The organism is Myxococcus sp. MISCRS1 (assembly GCF_026626605.1).
In the GTDB taxonomy this organism is placed as follows: Bacteria; Myxococcota; Myxococcia; order Myxococcales; family Myxococcaceae; genus Myxococcus; species Myxococcus fulvus.
The window spans coordinates 5,687,438-5,702,414 of record NZ_JAPNKB010000001.1 but is presented as its reverse complement, the minus strand read 5'-3'; the positions used below and the strand labels follow the sequence as shown (position 1 = coordinate 5,702,414).

General features: G+C 72.3%; 10 protein-coding genes. 6 read left to right on the top strand and 4 right to left on the bottom strand.

What is annotated here, in order from left to right:
• Nucleotides 1-9 precede the first annotated feature (9 nt).
• The 5 genes from OWM54_RS22590 (at nt 10) to OWM54_RS22570 (ending at nt 7,758) form a co-directional block, all read left to right on the top strand.
• On the top strand, nt 10-3,183 hold the full coding sequence (locus OWM54_RS22590) for an efflux RND transporter permease subunit (protein WP_223785888.1): 3,174 nt from the start codon (nt 10-12) through the stop codon (nt 3,181-3,183).
• Nucleotides 3,184-3,261: 78 nt separating this feature from the next.
• A complete protein-coding gene (locus tag OWM54_RS22585; RefSeq protein WP_267698816.1) occupies nt 3,262-5,184 on the top strand; it encodes a patatin-like phospholipase family protein in 1,923 nt (640 codons plus the stop codon).
• Nucleotides 5,181-6,149 carry a 3-oxoacyl-ACP synthase III family protein gene (locus OWM54_RS22580; protein WP_267698815.1) on the top strand — a complete coding sequence of 323 codons (969 nt, stop codon included), beginning with the start codon at nt 5,181-5,183 and terminating at the stop codon, nt 6,147-6,149. Before OWM54_RS22585 ends, OWM54_RS22580 begins: the two co-directional genes overlap by 4 nt.
• On the top strand, nt 6,146-6,922 hold the full coding sequence (locus OWM54_RS22575) for a lysophospholipid acyltransferase family protein (RefSeq protein WP_267698814.1): 777 nt from the start codon (nt 6,146-6,148) through the stop codon (nt 6,920-6,922). The genes OWM54_RS22580 and OWM54_RS22575 overlap by 4 nt, the downstream gene beginning before the upstream one ends.
• The gene (locus OWM54_RS22570) at nt 6,919-7,758 is read left to right on the top strand and encodes an SDR family NAD(P)-dependent oxidoreductase (protein ID WP_223750871.1); all 840 of its coding nucleotides are present in this window, start codon (nt 6,919-6,921) and stop codon (nt 7,756-7,758) included. The genes OWM54_RS22575 and OWM54_RS22570 overlap by 4 nt, the downstream gene beginning before the upstream one ends.
• Here OWM54_RS22570 and OWM54_RS22565 read toward each other — a convergent pair.
• The 4 genes from OWM54_RS22565 to OWM54_RS22550 form a co-directional block, all read right to left on the bottom strand.
• The gene (locus OWM54_RS22565; RefSeq protein WP_223750870.1) at nt 7,748-8,632 is read right to left on the bottom strand and encodes a methyltransferase domain-containing protein; all 885 of its coding nucleotides are present in this window, start codon (nt 8,630-8,632) and stop codon (nt 7,748-7,750) included. The genes OWM54_RS22570 and OWM54_RS22565 overlap by 11 nt on opposite strands.
• On the bottom strand, nt 8,625-12,167 hold the full coding sequence (locus OWM54_RS22560) for a serine/threonine-protein kinase (protein WP_267698813.1): 3,543 nt from the start codon (nt 12,165-12,167) through the stop codon (nt 8,625-8,627). The genes OWM54_RS22565 and OWM54_RS22560 overlap by 8 nt, the downstream gene beginning before the upstream one ends.
• Before the next feature lie 150 nt (nt 12,168-12,317).
• Nucleotides 12,318-12,974, bottom strand: a complete 657-nt coding sequence (locus tag OWM54_RS22555) for an exopolysaccharide biosynthesis protein (protein WP_223750868.1) — start codon at nt 12,972-12,974, stop codon at nt 12,318-12,320.
• A gap of 37 nt (nt 12,975-13,011) precedes the next feature.
• On the bottom strand, nt 13,012-13,566 hold the full coding sequence (locus OWM54_RS22550) for a DUF2378 family protein (RefSeq protein ID WP_267698812.1): 555 nt from the start codon (nt 13,564-13,566) through the stop codon (nt 13,012-13,014).
• Between the two features lie 133 nt (nt 13,567-13,699).
• Here OWM54_RS22550 and OWM54_RS22545 point away from each other — a divergent pair, with 133 nt between their 5' ends.
• Complete coding sequence (locus tag OWM54_RS22545) at nt 13,700-14,914, top strand: phospholipase D-like domain-containing protein (RefSeq protein ID WP_223785882.1); 1,215 nt, start codon at nt 13,700-13,702, stop codon at nt 14,912-14,914.
• The last annotated feature ends 63 nt before the right edge of the window (nt 14,915-14,977 follow it).

Genomic DNA, 14,977 nt, shown 5'->3' with positions numbered 1-14,977 from the left:
GGGCACGGCATGTTCACCGACTTCTTCATCCGAAGGCCCATCTTCGCCAGCGTGCTGTCCATCCTCATCACGCTCGTCGGGGCCATCACCATCCCCGGCCTGCCGATTGAGCAGTACCCGGACCTGTCGCTGCCCGAGGTCCAGGTGACGGCCAACTACATCGGCGCGTCCGCGGAGACGGTGGAGAGCGCCGTCACCACGGTGCTCGAGCGCCAGCTCAACGGCGTGCAGGGGATGCGCTACATCTCCTCCACCAGCAGCAACACCGGGCAGAGCAGCATCACCGTCACCTTCGAGCAGGACCGGGATTTGGACATCGCCGCGGTGGACGTGCAGAACCGCGTCTCCACCGCGTCGCCGCAATTGCCCGCGGCCGTCAACGCGCTGGGAATCACCGTCAACAAGGCGCAGACGCAGCTGCTCATGGCCTTCGGCCTGTTCGACGCGCAGGACCGCTATGACACGGGCTTCCTGAGCAACTACGCGGACGTGTACATCCGCGACGCCATCCTGCGCGTGAAGGGCGTGGGCGACGTGCGCATCTTCGGCGAGCGTCGCTTGGCCATGCGCCTGTGGCTGGACCCCTCGGAGCTGGCGAGGCGCAAGCTGGGCGCCTCCGACGTCGTCGCGGCCCTGAGCGCGCAGAACGTGCAGGTGGGCGCCGGGCAGGTGGGCCAGGAGCCCGCGCCGCCGGGACAGAACTACCAGTTCACCCTGCGCGTGCAGGGGCAGCTCGCCACCGCGGAGCAGTTCGGCGCCATCGTCGTACAGCGGGGCCAGGACGGCTCGCTGGTGCGCGTGCGGGACGTGGGCCGGGTGGAGCTGGGCGCGGAGAACTACGCGCAGCTCTTGCGCTTCAACGGCCGCGACGCCGTGGGCCTGGGCATCTTCCAGCTGCCGGGCTCCAACGCGCTGGAGGTGCGCGACGGCGTGGTCCAGGAGCTCGAGCGGCTCAAGCGCAACTTCCCGCCGGGCCTGGAGTACGCGACGGCGTTCGACACCACCGCGGCGGTGGAGGCGTCGATTGAAGAGGTGCTCGTCACGCTGGGCGAGGCGGTGCTGCTCGTCGTGCTGGTCATCTTCATCTTCCTGCACGGCTGGAGGAGCGTGCTGGTGGTGGCCACCACGCTGCCGGTGTCGCTCATCGGCACGTTCATGTTCGTCAGCGCCTTCGGCTTCTCGCTCAACACGCTCACCCTGTTCGGCCTGACGCTGGCGACGGGACTCGTGGTGGACGACGCCATCGTCGTCATCGAGAACGTGGAGCGCACCATGGAGGAGGGCTTCAGCCCGCGCGAGGCCACCGAGCGGGGCATGCGCCAGGTGGCCGGCGCCGTGGTGGCCATCGCCCTGGTGCTCTCCGCGGTGTTCGTCCCGGTGTCGTTCTTCCCCGGCACCACCGGCGCCATCTACCGCCAGTTCGCGCTCACCCTCGCCTTCTCCATCAGCCTCTCCGCGCTGGTGGCGCTCACGCTGTCGCCCGCGCTGTGCGCCCGGCTGCTGCGTCCGCACGAGGGCCAGAAGTGGCTGTTCTTCCGCAAGTTCGACCAGGGCCTGGACCGCTTCCGCGACGGCTACGGGCGGCTGCTCCACAAGCTCATCGGCCCGTGGAAGTGGCCGGTCATCATCGTCTTCGCCCTGTGCCTCTTGGGCACCGCGTGGGTGTACCGCGCCACGCCCTCGGGCTTCATCCCGGACGAGGACCAGGGCTACCTCATCATCGCGGTGCAGGGCCCGGAGGGCACCTCGCTGGACTACACGCGGCGGGTGCTGCTGCAGACGGAGGACATCATCCGCAAGCAGCCGGAGGTGACGGGCACCTTCACCGTGGGCGGCTTCTCGCTCCTGGGCACCGGCGCCAACTACGGCACCCTCTTCGTCAACCTGCGCCCGTGGGACGAGAGGAAGAAGCAGGAGGAGAGCGTGGCGGGGCTCGTGGAGCGGCTGCGCGGGCCGCTGCTCGGCATCGGCGGGGCGCGCGTGCTGCCCTTCCAGCCGCCCGCCATCCGCGGCGTGGGCAGCGTGGGCGGCTTCGAGTTCGTGCTCGAGGACCAGCAAGGTGGCCGCTCGCTGCCGGACCTGGCCAGCACCACGGAGAAGCTGGTGGGCAAGGCCAACCAAGCCTCCATCCTGCGCGGCGTGTTCTCGTCGTTCACCGCCAACACGCCGCTGCTCGACATCCAGGTGGACCGCGAGAAGGCGCTGTCCCTGGGCGTGCCGCTGGACGCGTTGTTCGCCACGCTGCAGGTGTACCTGGGCAGCCAGTACGTCAACGACTTCACCTTCGCCAGCCGCGTGTACCGGGTGTACGTGCAGGCGGCCATGCCCTTCCGCAACGAGCCCAAGGACATCGGCGCGCTGTACGTCCGCTCGGCCACCGGGAACATGGTTCCGCTGGAGGCGCTGGTGCGCATCAAGCCCATCACCAGCGCGCAGAACATCCAGCACTACAACCTGTACCGCGCCGCGGAAATCAACGGGCAGGCGGCGCCGGGGGCCAGCAGCGGTCAGGCGCTGGAGGCCATGGAGGCCGCGGCGCGCGACGTGCTGCCGGAGGGCTACACCTTCGAGTGGACGGGCCTGTCCCTGGAGCAGAAGGAGGCAGGAGGGCGCGTGCTGCTCATCTTCGGGCTGGGCATCGTCTTCGTGTTCCTGGTGCTCTCCGCGCAGTACGAGAGCTTCGCCCTGCCCTTCGTCATCCTGCTGGGCGTGCCGGTGGCCATGCTGGGGGCGCTCGCGTTCCAGAACGCGCGCGGCCTGCAGAACGACGTGTTCTGCCAGGTGGGGCTGGTCATGCTCGTGGGCCTGGCGAGCAAGAACGCCATCCTCATCGTCGAGTTCGCCGAGCAGCTGCGCCACGAGGGCCGCAGCGTGGTGGACTCCGCGATTGAGTCGGCGCGCACGCGCCTGCGGCCCATCCTGATGACGTCCTTCGCGTTCCTGATGGGCGTGGTGCCGCTGGTGCTCGCGTCGGGCGCGGGCGCGGCGGCGCGCAAGTCGCTGGGCACCACCGTGTTCGGCGGCATGTTGCTGTCCACGTTCGTCAACCTCATCTTCATCCCCGTGCTGTACGCGGTGGTGGAGTCCGCGCGCTCGCGGCTGCTCAAGCGGCACGAGCACGCACGGCCTCCAGGCGGAGGCACACCGCCGCCCTCGGAGCCGCCCCGACCGCAGCCCGCCTGATGTCCATGGCGGGGCTGATACGACCCAATATCCCACGCCGGAGGGTTCGCTATCCTCCGTCGATTCATGGCCCGCTCCATGCCCCTCGACGTCCAGCGTCGTCGGCTGTATGCGCTCAAGCGCGCTCCCGCGCTGCGCCACACCAGCAACACCGTCCTCCTCCAACTGCTCGACCTGGCCTGGGACGTCGCCTGGGCGCAGGACACGGTGCTGTGCGAGGAGGGCCAGGAGGCCCACGGCTTCTTCCTGCTGCTGGAAGGAGAGCTGGAGGCCCGCCGCGACGGTGAGCTCCTGTTGACGCTCGGCCCCGGCACGCCGCTGGGGTTCGAGGCGTTGATGGGCGGCCACTACTCCGTCACCGCGCGCGCGGCCACCGCCTGCAAGGGCCTGTTCTTCCCCAGGGACGCGGTGTGGGCGCTCGTCCACGCGCGCGCGGGCCTGAGACAGGACCTCAAGCGCTTGTTGGCGCACGCCGAGCCCCCCCGGCAGCCGGACCCGCTGCCCCACGTGGAGGTCGTCACCTTCTCCAGCGAGGTGACGGGCGCGCCGCTGTCGCGGCTCATCGAGCTGGTGGCCAAGGTCATCACCCACGACTTCAAGGACCGGGTGCTGTTGGTGCGCACCGCGGAGCCGGGCACGTGCGAGCCGGCGCCGGTGAAGGGCGCGGACGGCGTGCTGCGCGGCTGGGTTCCCGCCCCCCAGCGCGGCGCCCCGGGACGGCTGGGCCTGGAGCGCCTGCGCGAATTCGCCCGGGAGGGCGACTTGCACTACGTGTTCCTCGACGGGTGCCAGCTGGCGGAGGGCGCGCTCCTGGTGGACAAGCACGTGGCCCTGGTGCCGCGCCACGAGCCCACGCGCGAGTTCCGCCTGGCGAAAGGCCGGGTGCTGCCCACCGTGCTCATCGACCCGGTGCGCCCGCCCCGGAGCGCCGCGCTGGAGGGGCGGCCCCAGGACAGGCCCGGCGCGGGCACGCACGTGTTGCAGCCGTGCCGGCTGAGGCTGGACGTGGGACGACTGGAGGGGCTGGAGGTGGACGACCGTCCGCTCGCGGCGCTGCGACTGGGCTGCGCGGAGCGGGACGCGCTGTCGCGCTGGGCCCGGGCCATCACCCACCGGCGCGTGGGGCTGGCGCTCAGCGGCGGCGGCGTGTGGGGCTTCTACCACGTGCATATCTTGCGCTGGCTGGTGGAGCACCGCGTGCCGGTGGACTTCATCAGCAGCTCGAGCATGGGCTCGCTGGTGGGAGCGTACTTCTGTGGCACGGCGCTGGATGGACACAATGGCCTGTCGGGCCTGCGACGCCTGGAGGAGCAGGCCATGCGCCGTCGGCTGTCGCTGGCGGCGATGGCGGCCGTCGTCACCACGTACTCGCTGGAGCACCTGGTGACCGGGGACCTGGGCGACGTGGGGCTGGAGGAGCTGCCCATCCACTTCCTGCCCGTGGCCACGGACCTGACGCGCGGCGAGTGCATGGCGCTGGAGCGCGGACACGTGGCACAGGCCGTGCGCGCGAGCGGGTCGGCGCCCGGGATGTGGGCGCCCACGGTGGTGCCTCCCGCACGCTACGTGGACGGGGCCTTCACCAGCATGGTGCCCGCGAACGTGCTGGTGAGCGCGGGAGCGGACCTCGTGTTCTCCAGCAACATCTTCCCCTTCGGCGTGCGCGAGCCGGCGTGGATGCCGCAATCCCGCGCGGGCCGCTTCCTGGCGAATCTCAATCCTGTCTCAAGGGCGCTGGACCTGGTCGCCAGCGGTGTGTTGCTGTTGCATCGCAGCGGCGACGCGGAGAGCTTGATGGCGGACGTGAGTTACGACATCCAGTCAGCGGACACTCCGCTGAGGACGGCGATGGAGTTCACCAAGGCGCGAGACATCCTGGAGCGCGCCGCCACGGACGAAGCCCTGGCGGAGAGGCTCACCGAGCTCAAGGCGCACTGGGAGCAGATGCGCGCGCACTGTGGCCCGAACGGCCGGCACCGCGGAGGCCAGCAGGCCGCATGATTCCCGTGAGAATCCTGGGCACGGCGAGCCTGAGACCGGGCCCCGCCGTGACGACGGCGGAGCTGTGCGCGCGCGTGGGGCGGGACGTGGCCGAGGTGATGCGCAAGACGGGCATCCACACGCGTCACTTCGCGCCGCCGGGCACCCAGGCCGCGGACGTGGCGGCGCAAGCGCTGCGAGGCGCCCTGGACGCGGCGGGGCTTCCGGCGCGCGCGCTCAAGCGCATCTTCTGCGTCAGCTCCATGGGCGGCGACGTCACCACGCCGGCCACGGCGAACCGGGTGGCCGCGGCGCTGGGGCTGTCGGGCAGCTGCGACGCGATGGACCTGAGCAACGCGTGCATGGGCTTTTTGAGCGCGTTCGACCTGGCGGCGCGCTCGGTGGCGACGGGGCTGGGGCCGGTGGGCATCGTGTCGGTGGAGCTCTTGTCGCGCACCACGACGCCGGAGGACCCGCGGCCCTACCTGGTGCTGGGGGACGCGGCGGCGGCGGCGGTGCTGGGGACGGGGCGCCCGGACGAGGGCGTGCTGGGCGTGGCGCTGGGCAACGACGGCTCGCTGCCCACGGACGTGGTGCTGGAGAACCCGCATGCGACGGGCCGGCTGGAGCGGATGCGATTCCTGACGCCCAGCAAGGCGATGACGCGGGTGGCGCTGGACGCGCTGGTGCGCGCGACGCGCGAGGTGCTCGACGGGGCGAAGGTGGCCTTGCGCGACGTGGAGTGGGTGCTGACGCACCAGCCCAACGGGCGGATGCTGGACGCGGTGCTGGACGCGATGGGCGTGGAGGCCCGGCGCAGCGTGCGCGTGGTGGACACGCTGGGCAGCGTGGGCTCGGCGTCCCTGCCCACGTGTCTGGACGTGCTGTGGCGCACGAAGCGGCTGAAGCCAAAGGACCGCGTGCTGCTGGTGGGCGTGGGCGCGGGCGTCGCGCACGGCGCGGTGCTGTACCAGGTGGGGGGATGAGACGCGCCGGGGGTCTGCCCCTCGCCACGTGGCTGGGCTTCTTCAAGCTCCTCCAGCGCTACCACCGCTACGAGGTGGTGAACCTGGAGCCGCTGCTCCAGCCCGGCGCGAAGCTCATCGTCGGCTACCACGGGCGGCCCCTGGCGGTGGACCTGTGCATGCTGACGGTGACGCTGCACGAGCGCCTGGGCTACCTGCCGCACGGCGTGGCGCACGGTGCGTTCGACCGCATCCCCGGCATGCGCGCGGTGGCGGACGGGCTGGGCTTCGTCACCGGCGATGACGCGCGGCTCGCCCAGGCGGTGGCCCGGGGCGAGCATGTGCTGCTGCAACCGGGTGGCACACGCGAGGGGTGCCGCAGCTTCCGCCACCGCTACCGGGTGAGCTGGGGCGAGCGGCTGGGCTATCTGCGGTTGGCGGTGCGCTACCGGCTGCCCATCGTCCCCGTGGGTGGCAGCGGCATGGATGACGCATTCCTGGGGCTCAACGACGGCTATGCGCTGGGGCGGCGCGTGGGGATGCCCGCGCGGCTGCCGTTGTGGCTGGGGGTGGGGGCGACGGGCGTGTGGCCCTTGTCGCTGCCCTTCCCCGTGAAGATGACGCAGTGGGTGGGCGAGCCGCTCACGCGTCACCTGGCGCCGGACTTCGACGCGGGTGACCGCGCGTCGATGTTGCAGGCGCACGGGGAAGTGGCGGGCGCCGTGCAGGCGCTGTTGGACCGGGCACGCGGCCGGAGCCCCGCGCGAGTGGCAGGGAAGGCAGTGGTGAGATGAAGGACTCGGAAGGGGAGCCCCCCGATACGCAGGGGCGACGCTGGGCGCTCATCCTGGGGGTCTCCTCGGGCACGGGCGCGGCGATTGCCCACGCGGTGGCGAAGAAGCCCGGGCTGGATGTCTTCGGGGTGCACCGGGGGCGCTACGCGGACAACGCGGCGCAGGTGGAGCGGCAGGTGCGGGAGGCGGGCCGGCGCGCGCGGCTGTGGCAGGCGGACGCGTCCACGCCCGAGGCGGCGGAGGCGGGCGTCCTGGCGCTGCGGGAGGTGGCGGGGCCGCGCTCGGTGAAGCTCTTCGTCCACTCGATTGCGGGCGCCTCGGTGGGGCGCTTCCTGTCCGAGGGCGAGGACCGGCTGCACACGCGGCGCATCCGCAGGACGTTCGACACCATGGCGCACTCGTTCGTGTACTGGACGCAGGCGCTGGTGGCCGCGGACATGCTGGCGCCGGGCGCGCGGCTGCTCGGCCTGCAGAACTCCCTGGATGAGACACACCTGTCGAACACGGGGCTCATCAGCGCGTCGAAGGCGGCGCTGGAGATGTACGTGCGCTACCTGGCGCTGGAGCTGGGCGCGAAGGGCCACCGGGTGAACCTGCTCAAGTTCGGCACGGTGCTCACGCCCGCGCTCAAGCACGTGTACTCACCCGAGGCGCTGGCCCGGCTGGAGGAGGCCCACGCGCGGATGAACCCCGCGGGGCGCATGTGCACGGTGGAGGAGGTGGCGGACTTCGTCAGCGTGCTCGTGGGCGACGAGGCGGGCTGGTTCAACGGCGCCACCATCGACTACAGCGGCGGCATGACGCTGCGGCTGCTCGATTTGGTGCTCAACCCGTGACGGGCGCGGCGACGGGCTCGGGCATCCGGAAGCGCAGGCAGTAGAAGAACGGCGACACCTGCTCCTCGAGCACGTCCTCGGCGCGCGAGGGCAACAGCTCCCGGGGGCAGTGCGCGTCGCGCGTGTAGAACGTGATGGCCCGGAAGGCGGCGCGCTGGAAGAGCGAGGGGCGGCGGCCCGCGTCCAGCTGCTCGTCCACCACCACCACGGGCGTGCCCGGCTTCGCCACGCGGCCAAGCTCCCGCAGGCCCGCGGCCGGGTCGCGGTAGTTGCCGATGCCGCCCACGCTCAGCACGCGGTCGAACAGGCCCGCGCGGAACGGCAGCGTGTGTCCGTCCGCCATCAAGAGTCGCACGCCCGGGTAGCGCCCCTTGCGCAGGCGCTGCTGGCAGCGGCCCAGCATCCCCTCGCTCAGGTCCACGCCCCACACCTCCACCTCCTGGCCGGTGACGAGCTCGCGGCGGATGAGCGGCAGGTTCGCCCCCGCGCCCACGCCCACCTCCAGGATGCGCAGCGGCGTGCCGTCCGCGTGCGGCCGGAGCGCGCCCAGCTCCAACCGCCGCAGGTAGCCCGCGCGCATCTTCGACTCGGAGACGGACTGGAAGAGCGGCGTGAGCACCGTCGTCAGCGGGTCATGCAGCGCGGGCAGCCCGTCGTAGATGACGCGCATCAGCCGGTCCGTGCCGCGCACCGCGTCCTCGCGATACAGCCGCGCCAGGCCCCGCTTCACCGGCCACGGCTCGCCGCAGCCACCGCAGCGAAGCCAGCCCCACGCCAGGCGCCCTTCCTCCTCCTGGCCGTGGAACACCAGCGTCCCGCCGCAGTCCGGACACGTCACCAGCGGGACATCCCCTGCCTTCAATCCACTAGACACCCGAGCCTCGTAGCACCTTCGCGCGCGCCACGTCGTCCCGCGTGCCCATCTGTTCGAAGCGCTCCAGTGCCCGTGTCAGGTGGGGCCCACGCGACGGGTCCTCCGAGGGGAGGTGTCGCGCCAGCTCCAGTCGCGCCCGGGCCTCCTCGTACGCCGTGCCCTTCGCCATGGCCAAGGCCACACAGTCGCGCCACGCCGCGTGCGCGCGCGGCGCATCGCCGGACAGCCACGCCTCACAGCCGCGCCACAGCTTCGCCGCGGGCTCGGCGAAGGAGAACACCCGGGCGAAGCCCTCCACCGCGCGGCACGCCTCGCGAGCGCCCCGCACCAGGGACGTGTCCTTGCCGCCGTCGCGCTCCCACAGCGTGAGCAGCACCTCCGCCACCGCGGTGACGCCGAAGTAGACGAAGTGCGCCACCGACTTGCCCGCGGTGAGCTTGGCGAGCGCCTTCTCCGCCGCCGCGCGCGCGCCCGCCACGTCGCCCTCGCGCAGCCGCACCAGCGCCAGCGTGCCGTCCAGGATGATGCGGTCCGTGAGGCCGCCCTGCGCCTCCGTCCACACCACCGTCTGCTCCAGCGCCGCGCGGGCCTTCAGGTGGTCCCCCAGCCGCAGGTGGATGTGGGCCTGGTAGTGCAGCGCCCAGTGCTGCGTCTGGAGCGCCCCGCGCCGACGCGCCGAGTTCTCCAGCCAGTCCATCAGCGGCAGCCCCCGCTGGAACTTGCCCTGGTAGCACCCCACCACGGTGTAGAGCGCGCGGCACTCCTCCGCCAGCCGCAGGTCCCCCACCGAGTCGACGATGCCCGTGGCGCGCTCCAACCACGCCTCCACCTCCGCCCAGCGCGCCATGTACGTCGCGTACACGGCGTTGCGGCACAGCACGTAGGCCAGGTCCGCGGGGCTGCCCACGCGCTCGGCCACTTCACGCGCGCGGCCCACCCACGCCTCGGCCACCGGACGCACCGGCACCGCGCCCGCCACCACCGCCATGTTGGTGTAGCCGCGCGCCAGCTCCGGGGACGCGCCCGCGGGCTCGCACAGGTTCAGCATGCGCAGGCCCGACCAGAGCACCGGCAGCGCCTCCTGCCCGTAGATGAACGCGTCGGTGAGCCGCATGAGCAGCCGCCCCGCCACGCGCCGCACGCGCCGCCGCTCCTCGGACTCCACGCCCTGCGCGTCCGGCCGGGCGCTCTGCACCAGCCGCACCCCCATCTGCATCAGCGTGCCCACCGCCCAGCCCACGCGCGTCGTCGGCACCGGCCAGCCGAAGTGCCTGAGCGCCCGCTCCGCGTGGCCGCGGAACGCCTCCAGCTCGCCCAGCTGGAAGCGCGCCTCGGCGAGCAGCGCCTCCAGGTGGCCCAGCCGCAGCGCGTCCTTCGGGGACACCCGCTCCAGCGCGCGAGCGAGGAACGGCAGCGCCTCCCGGCACGCGCCCACCCGCAGGGCCTCCTCGCCGGCCTTCTGCGCGTACTCCACCTCGCGCGCGAAGTCGCCCGCCTCACCCCAGTGGTAGCAGAGCGCCGCCGTGCGCGCGGAGCCCTCGCCGTACGCCGCCTCCATCGCCTCCGCGACGCGGCGGTGCAGCAGGGGACGCTCCGCGGCGGCCAGCTCCTCCAGCACGCCCTCGCGCAGCTTGTCGTGCGCGAACCTCCAGTGCCCGTCCGCCACGTCCAGCACCGCCGCCCCCGCGCAGTAGGACAGCCACCGCTCCACGTCCACGCCGGGCGCCGCGTGCCGCAGCAGCGTCACGTCCACCTGCCGTCCGACGATGGCCGCCACGCGCAGCAGGTCCCGCGAGCTGGCCGACACCTTCTCCAGCCGACGACGCACCAGCCGCCGCACGCCACCGGCGAAGACACGCTCGGGCAGCGGCATGTCGCCCAGCCGATCCAACCCGCCCGCCTCCTCCGCCAGCGCCCGCGCCACCTCGACCAGGAAGAACGGGTTGCCCTCCGTCTCGCGGCGCAAGAGCTCCACCAGGTGGGGCCGCGCGCCGGCCGGGCCAATCATCGACTCGCTGAGGACCGCTATCTCCCCCGCGTCCAGCCGGGGCAGGCGCAGCACGTCCAGCGCGGGCAGCTGGGCGGGCAGGCCCGGGGCCTCGTCGTCGCGGAAGCTGCCCAGCAGCAGCAATGGCAACCCGGTGGCGCGCGCCGCCAGCCGGGACAACAGCAGCAGCGACTCCCCGTGGGCCCAGTGCAGGTCCTCCAGGAGCACCACCGTGGGCTGCGTCAGCCGGGCGAAGATGTCCTCCACGACTTGCAGCAGGCGCGCCTGCGCCATCTCCGCGCCCAGGTCCGCCGGGTCCGGCACCGGCCGCCCCAGCACCCCATCCAAATCAGGCACCAGCGGCTTGAGGACGCTCGCCTCGCGGTCATCCAGCGGCGTGAGGATGGACAGCCACCGCAGCACCGGCCGCCACTCCTGGTACGGACTGCCGCCCGCCGCCACCGCCTGGCCGCGCAGCACCACCGCGCCGCGCACCAGCGCCAGGGGCCGCAGCTCGTCGAGCAGGCGCGACTTGCCCACGCCGCTCTCCCCGCCCACCAGGAGCCCGCCCCCGCGCCCCAGCAGCGCCTGGTCCAGCACGGACGACAGGAGCGACAGCTCGCGCGCGCGGCCCACGTAGCGCGCGGCCTGCAGGAAGCTCTCGCGCGTGGTGACGGACTCGGCGGGCAGCGGCCGGCGCGTCGCGGCGCACAGCGCGGCAATCACCTCGTCCGCGCTCCGGGGCCGCTGGCGCGCGTCCTTCGACACCATGCGCTCGAGCACCGCGTGCAGCGCGTCGGGGAAGTCCGCGGGCGCGGGCGGCGCCCTCCCGTCGAAGGGCAGCCGCCCGAAAATCATCTGGCACGCCATGGCGCCCACGCTGAAGAGGTCCGTCACCTCCGAGGGCGGCTCGTCCTCGAACAGCTCCGGCGCCAGGTAGCCCGGCGTGCCGCCCGGCTGCGCGCGGTGCACCTGCTCGCGCCCCACCGCGAGCCCGAAGTCGAGCACCTTCACCTGGCCGCGCGCCACCAGCACGTTGGCGGGCTTCAGGTCCCGGTGGATGATGCCCCGGCGGTGCAGGTACGCGAGCGCCTGGAGCGTCTGCACCAAGAGCTCCACCTGCACGTCGAGCGGCTGGTGGGCGCCGGCCTTCACCAGGTGCCGCGCGTCCTCCAGCAGGTCCATGGCCAGGTACGGCCGGTGCTCGGCGTCGAAGCCGTAGTCCAGCACGCTGATGACATGCGGGTGGCGCACCGAGGCGAGCGTCTGGAACTCGTGCGCCAGGGACAGCGCCAGCTCGTGCCGGGCCGCCGAGGACGGGGTGTTCTCACCCGGCGGCAGCCGCACCAGGTCCTCCACCGTCTTGTGCAGCCGCTTGATGGCGACCGGGCCCGTCAGCAGGTCCTGCGCGCGCCACACCGTGCCCGCGCCGCCCCGCCCCAGGAACTCCATGATGCGGTAGCGGCCGCCCACGACCTCGCCGTCGCCGGACAGGCGCGCGGGTTCCTCGGAACGAGGCTGTGGCGCATCGAGTGGGATGTAACGCATGTGCGGGGGGCCGCCCGCCGGCGATGATAACGAAGTTTCAGGGAATCCGGGGGGTTGGTTTCCTTACAGTGATACACGGGTTGTTACACACCCGGCACCCTCCGGACTTCCCGTTGCCCCCTGGGGCAGGAGGCCCACCCACCGGGAGTATCAGCCGCCCATGAGGCTGGCCAGGCTGCGGCCGCCCTGGACGGCGCCGAAGATGAGGGCGCCGAAGTAGATGATGGTGCCCAGCGTCATGCCGTGGCCCGCCAGGATGGCGTAGCCGTCGCGCTGCAGGATGCCGATGGCGAAGAACAGCGCGGCCAGCGCGGGCAGGGTGTTGCTGAAGGGCACGAAGCCGAAGGGCATCATCAGCAGCACGCCGGCGACGAAGAGCATGAACCCGTTGAAGCGGTTGGTGCTGGCGCCGTGGGTGAGCGCGAGCAGGCGCGGCTTGCTCAGCCGGTCCACCCTGGTGAACACGTCCGCGCCCTTCTCCAGCGCGGGCTGCAGCGACGCGCGCGACAGCATCTTCTCCTGCAGCTTGCGCGGCAGCCACGGCACCCGGTTGAGCGTCACGCCCACGCCGATGAGCACGATGAGCGCGCCGAACACGGTGGAGACGCCCGGGATGGACACGGGCAGCAGGAAGGGGAAGGTCAGGATGCAACAGAAGAGCAGCAGGCCCTGCTCGCCGCACGCCTGCATCAGCTCGCGCACCGTGAGCGACTCGGGCAGTCGCGCCGCCAGGGCGCGCAGCGTGGTGGAGAGCTGGACCTGGGTGTCGGAGAACCGGGCGGAGGACGAAGGGGGCATCGTGGACATGGACGCCGCTCCCCTATCACGCCCCGGCGGGGGACGCTCAGCTCCAGGCGATGTCGTACACCGCTTCCTCGCCCTGCCGACGGACCACCTGCACGGAGGGGTGGCGAGCGCCGCTGGCCTCCAGGCCCGCCAGGAACAGGCCCACGTAGAAGCCCGCCACCACGACGGGGCGGCAGGTGAGCGCGTAGTGCCCGGGCCCTCGGGGCTCCAGCGTGGCCTCCAGGTAGTTGGTGCCCGTGCGCAGGTTGCGCGTCATGCGCGCCAGCATGCGTTCAGGGCCCAACAGGCGCACGGTGGTGAGCAGCGCCCCGCCGATGAGCGTCCCGCTGAAGCCCTCCACGAAGCGGCGGCCGACGACGGCGGCGCCCTCCTCCAGGGGCAGCTGGGGGGCGAGCGTGTCGGCGGCGACCTTGAGCGCGCCCAGCCACACCTCCAGGGGATAGGCGGGGGCGAGCTTGCCCTGGGTGTCGACGCCCACCTGCTTGAGCCGTCCGACACAGCGCTCGTCGAGCTGGTCTCCCAGCGCGCGGATGAGTCCTTCGAAGCTCTGGGGGAAGACGAGCGGCTCGCGGGTGTCCAAGGCGGTCGGCATGCTAGCCAGTCGACAGCGCGCGCCGCATCCGACAGGTTGCCGAGGTCCTGGGTGGGTCGAGACATCCTCCGGTGAACATTTGTCTCGTCCCCGGGGGTGAAGCGGGGGCCGCCAGTGCCTAGCTGGGAGGGGCATGCGGTGGTGGATGGCGTGGCTGGTGGTGGCGGCGGTGGCCGTGACGGGGTGTCCCGTCGCGTGCACGAAGGAGCGGCCGCGGGTGTTCCAGCTCAAGGGCGAGGTGGGCTCGCGCGGGCCGGACTTCGCGGTGGCGCTCTACCAGACGGTGGGCGTGCGCATGGCGCCGGGCAACCACCTGACGTGGACGAACAACGGGGACGTGTTCGACGTCATGGTGGAGGAGGTTCGCCGGGCGAAGGTCTCCATGAACCTGGTGATGTTCATCTGGCGGCCGGGGCGGGCCTCGGACCGGATGGTGGAGGCGATGGCCGAGCGCGCCCGCGCGGGCGTGGCGTGTCGGGTGATGGTGGACCCGTTCGGCAGCGCGGGGTTCGAGGCGGAGGTGAAGCCGAGGCTGGAGGCGGCGGGGTGTCGGGCGCACCTGTTCCGCCCGCTGCCCGCGGACGAGAACCTGGCGCGCAACCACCGCAAGGTGCTGGTGGTCGACGGGCGGGTGGGCGTCACCGGGGGACTGGCCATCCAGGACGAGTGGCTGGGCAACGGCCTGAGTGAGCGCGAGTACCGCGACACGAACGCGCGCGTGACGGGCCCGGTGGTGGAGCAGATGCAGCAGGCGTTCGCGGAGAACTGGCAGGAGACGACGGGGGAGCTGTTGCCGCCGGAGGACTTCCCCACGCTCTCCCTGCCGGTGCCGGGGCTGGATGGGGCGGGTGAGGGCTGGGCGGCGTTCGTGGGGAGCACGGCGAACCCGGAGGTGACGCGGGCGGAGCGGCTGACGCAGCTGCTGGTGCGCGCGGCGACGAAGCGGCTGTGGATTGCGCAGTCGTACTTCACGCCGAACGGGCCGCTGTCGGAGCTGCTCCAGGAGCGGGCGCGCGCGGGCGTGGACGTGCGGGTGCTGGCGCCGGGGGACATCAACGACCAGAAGTTCGTCACGGTGGCGCAGCGGGCGACGTACGACGCGCTGTTGAAGGCGGGGGTGCGCGTCTGGGAGTACCAGCCGTCGATGATGCACGCGAAGACGATGCTGGTGGATGACCGGTTGGTGTTGGTGGGGTCCATCAACTACGACCCGCTGTCGTTCAACATCCTGGAGGAGGGCTCGCTGGTGTTGGAGGACCTGGACGCGGCGAGGCAGATGGAGGCGTTCTTCCTGGAGGACCTGTCCCGCGCGCGGGAGGTGGGGGACACGGGGCAGGTGTCTCGCTGAGCACGGTGGAGCGCCGTGGGGCTGGGCAGGAGGGGGCCGGTGTGCTGAAAGAGCGGGCCTCTT